At 42.4% G+C, this 4,102-nt stretch carries 3 protein-coding genes; 1 reads left to right on the forward strand and 2 read right to left on the reverse strand.

The annotated features are described in order from the left end of the window. Positions 1-141: 141 nt before the first annotated feature. The gene (locus EKM80_RS14490) at positions 142-1,527 is read right to left on the reverse strand and encodes an Nramp family divalent metal transporter (RefSeq protein ID WP_125554375.1); all 1,386 of its coding nucleotides are present in this window, start codon (positions 1,525-1,527) and stop codon (positions 142-144) included. 636 nt (positions 1,528-2,163) lie between these two features. Between EKM80_RS14490 and EKM80_RS14495 the strand changes: the two genes are divergently transcribed. Then, the gene (locus EKM80_RS14495) at positions 2,164-2,364 is read left to right on the forward strand and encodes a hypothetical protein (RefSeq protein WP_125554377.1); all 201 of its coding nucleotides are present in this window, start codon (positions 2,164-2,166) and stop codon (positions 2,362-2,364) included. 265 nt (positions 2,365-2,629) lie between these two features. Here the strand turns inward: EKM80_RS14495 and EKM80_RS14500 are convergent, their stop codons facing one another. Then, positions 2,630-3,973, reverse strand: coding sequence for a helix-turn-helix domain-containing protein (locus EKM80_RS14500; protein WP_125554379.1), 1,344 nt, complete (start codon positions 3,971-3,973; stop codon positions 2,630-2,632). Positions 3,974-4,102: the final 129 nt, after the last annotated feature.

Here is a 4,102-nt window from a genome sequence, read left to right on the forward strand (position 1 = left end):
TACCACCCAGAAAGTCGCTTAAAGTTTCGTCCAATATTTGGGGTTCACTTCATGTTAGCTCATTTTCTATTGCTGAACATTATCGTTTAAACGTGTGATATAAGATAGCTACCCATCTTATATCACACTCTCATTTTTTATTTACGCCATAATGCCTACTGTCTGTAAAATCAGATAAACATTTAAAATAATCAAGATAACAGCAATTACCCAGCCGACCCATTTGATCCAAGTACGGTTGGCGAAGTCACCCATTAACTCACGATTACTAGTGAACATCACTAGTGGAATCATCGCAAATGGTAAGGCGATACTGAGGAATACCTGCGAGAACGTTAGCAGGTTTTCGATTTTTGCTTCATTACCATGGTAGTAAATTGCGAACACCAAAACCGGCAATACAGAAAGCAAACGTGTCAATAAACGCTGAGCCCATAGTGGCATCTTCAAGTGAATGAAGCCTTCCATAATGATCTGGCCGGCTAAGGTACCGGTGATCGTAGAACTTTGCCCTGACGACAGTAACGCAACGGCGAACAAGCTACTCAATAGCGGACTAGCAATCGCACCAACGATATTTTTATCGTTCAACGCGTTAAACAAATCGACGAAACGGCCGAGTTCACTATTCGTACCGAAGAACAGCGCTGCCCCTAAAATCAACAGCAAGCTATTAACAACAAATGCCAATGTCAGCTGAATATTTGAATCAGCGACGGTAAAGCGAATTGTTTTAGCCAAACTCTTTTTGTCATTACGATCGTATTTCCGTGTTTGGGAAATTGATGAACCGAGGTACAAGTTATGCGGCATTACTGTCGCACCAACGATCCCTAGCGATAAATACAACATGCCTTTGTTAGTTAAAATATCAGTCTTTGGTACATAGCCAGCAAAAATCTGTGGAATGTCTGGCCGCGCTAAGATAACTTCATAAGTAAAGACAATCAAAATGATTGCGACTAGCCCGGCGACAATGGCTTCAATTTTGCGGAAGCCTAATTTCATCAATAATAATAGCAATAAGACATCAAATGCAGTGATGATAATACCGACGATCAGTGGAAAGCCGAATAACAGCTTCAGCGCGATCCCCGAGCCGATAATTTCGGCCATATCCGTCGCCATAATCGCTAACTCAGTCACGATCCAGAGGAAAATTCCCATCCCTTTGCTGGTCCGTTCGCGGGTCAATTGTGCTAAATCTTTACCGGTCACGATCCCTAACCGTGCTGCCATCGCTTGTAATAGCATGGCAATCAAGCTAGAAATCAAAATAACGGTTAGTAACGCGTACTTGTACTGGGCACCACCGGCAATCGATGTGATCCAGTTACCTGGATCCATGTACCCCACGGCAACTAGCGCTCCCGGTCCAGCAAACGCCATTAACGTCCGCCAGTACCCGGCATTCTCCGGCACATCGACGCTGCCATTAACTTCATCCAAACTCTTGTTATCACTATCAGTGGTATACAAGAAATGTTTCTTCTCCCGCGGTGTTTTCTTCGTTGGTTGTTGACTCATTTCAAGCCCTCTCTTCCAGTTAATCTTCAATTGTATGCAGTAGACTCGCTTGTGATAAAAGGCGCTGATGCGAGTGTGCTTTGAAAAGGGGCTCGGATTATGGCGTGTAGCTCAACCTACTGAAAAGGTCTGCTATCTATTTACTGCCGATCTAGGCTATGCTCAAAAGATAAGCACCCTTCTTATTCACTCCTTTAAATTAGCGTTCTATCACAAACACGCTACTGATAAACTGAGATAATTCCGTTTTACAGTGTACCGCATTACCAGTAGTTGTCAAACGAAGGTTAAATTTTGGTGCCTGCTCAATGAAGTTTTCATGAAAATTTAGCTATTTTTTCATACGTTGACCAGTCACACTTCCAATTTAGCACATTATTGGGACAATAGATAGTTTCAGCTCTTATCGCAGGCCCCCTAAGTATTGTACACTAATAAAAATTAAAGTAAATAAAAAGTTTAGGGTAACTTAACTTTTTAACTGTTGCCTTTAAGAAACGGCACCCAACACCGATTTAGAAGCGTCACATCGTGTTTATAACGCCAATATTTTCGGCTAATTAATTAAAATAGCTTTTCTTTTCTCATTAATTCCGTTACGCTGAGCTTAACAATCTAGTAATAAAGGAGTTTATTATGCACAATTTAGCAATTTTAGCCGTGGTATTAGGCGTTTTAGGCTTTATCGGCTTCATTTGGCAAGCCCTGCGCCTACCACGACAGCAACGCTCAATAAAAAATGTATTTACAGTTTACGGCTCATGGATCGTCAACCCCGTTAGTTGGCTGTTCATTATCTCGCTGATCCTAGTTTTCTACGTTTATTGGAATCGTTAAAAAAGCAAGAGTGTGCCAAAAGACGATCAGCTCCCGAGCATTAGCATAGCAGGGCAATAAGCAGCGCAGAGCGATGCGTTTGACCTGCGTAGCTAAGCGGAAGGAGCTGTCTTTTGGCACACGTTTAAGACGCTTAGCTCCCGAGCATTAGCATACTACTTCGCAATCAGTGAGGTTTATTAGCAAAGAACGCTAATATTCGGCGATGAAAATGAGGCTGCGACATATTTTTATATATGTCACAGCCTCATTTTTGCTATATCGTTTAACCGCCCTTAGCTTGGACGATGCCGTAAAACAGTTCGAGTAAATCACGTAAATTTTTGGTGATCGATTTACCATTTTCCCATTGATAATTCGGTGTGTTGACCAAAGCATCAGCTGGTAGCGCTGCCTGGCTAGTAATAATCAAGTCAGCCGGATAAGTCAGGCCATCAATAATTTTCAGAGCAAACGGGCTGAACGCTTTTAAACAATTGATCACCCGATTATGGATTGAGGGATCAACTGATAACCACAAGCAAATCGTTAACTCTTGCACCTCAACATAAGGCGCTAAGATCAAGGATAGATTGTTAGTTAGCAGCTGCACTTGGTGCTCAGGCAATAATGGTAACCCTAAACGGATCGACTGCTTGATCTCAGCAGTTTGCCGACTAGTTGGCGGCGTCATCAATGACCAAATGACCACAGGTAAATTTGTCGTAATGACATAGCTAATACAGGCATTCAAATAATTGATCAAGCCAGTGAAATAATGAGTTGACGACGTTAAGTTAAGGTCGGCGATCAAACGTTCACTAAGCCCTTCGATGGTGTGCCAATTAGCAACTTTGGCTGGCGGCCAGAAATAAGGCGAGTGGCGCAAAATTTCGTTAAGCCAAGTTAGCTCACGGATCAATTCAGTTTGTGAGAACTGCATTTCTGTGGCTAAGCTTTCTAGCGCAATCGATTCAGTTACTTCTAGCAGTTGCACATAGCCTAACTTGTCAACCATATGACCAGTTAAAATGCGTCCTAACGTGATTTGAATATAACCTAATTGCATCGCTTGCCGCGGTGTTTGGGCGCTGGATGGTATATTGAAATACTTACTCGCTACCGTTAGCCAGCGCGTAATTTCCGGTACCATCGTTGTAATATCTGCAGCCACATCGGAAAAAAGATACCAATAAAATAGGCGAATTTGACGCTCATCACCACGTAATTCAACATGCGCAAGATCCAGCCGAATATCACGTTGCGCCAAAAACGCTTTTAAGTTCTTCAAGCGCCGCTGCAATGTCGATTGACTAATGGCTAAGGTCTCTAACAACTGACCTAACTCAGTTGTATCAGTTTGAAAAGTTGCAAAGATAATTCGATATGGAACTGAACGCTTAATCAATAATTGTCGGTAGGCACTAGCGCTCATCGAATAGCGCTGATCCGGCAGCGCATCGGCAGTCAGCTCAGAAGGCAAGGATCGAAACGTACGGTAAAATTCAACATAGCTCATGCCATCTTGTTCCGCTAATGCGGCTAAGTTTAAGTCCCCCGCAATATTAGTTGCGCGGAACACTTTAAGCTCACGTTGTTTTTGTGGGGTTAGAAAGACGTTATCCAGCATTAGTCAATGATCACTCCTTTTTTAGCTTCTTAGTGCTTATTATTAGCCTTAGAATACGCATAGCTCAATGAAGATCGAGAGTGTCAAATTTTATGTGTAAATAGAAAAGCCTCTCGTCTTTTTCTTTAA

The sequence above is a fragment of the Loigolactobacillus jiayinensis genome (genome assembly GCF_003946445.1).
In the GTDB taxonomy this organism is placed as follows: Bacteria; Bacillota; Bacilli; order Lactobacillales; family Lactobacillaceae; genus Loigolactobacillus; species Loigolactobacillus jiayinensis.

What these genes read in the sequence shown, in the direction of transcription:
- EKM80_RS14490 (WP_125554375.1), bottom strand. Translation starts at nt 1,527, where the DNA reads ATGAGTCAACAACCAACGAAGAAAACACCGCGGGAGAAGAAACATTTC.
- EKM80_RS14495 (WP_125554377.1), top strand. Translation starts at nt 2,164, where the DNA reads ATGCACAATTTAGCAATTTTAGCCGTGGTATTAGGCGTTTTAGGCTTT.
- EKM80_RS14500 (WP_125554379.1), bottom strand. Translation starts at nt 3,973, where the DNA reads ATGCTGGATAACGTCTTTCTAACCCCACAAAAACAACGTGAGCTTAAA.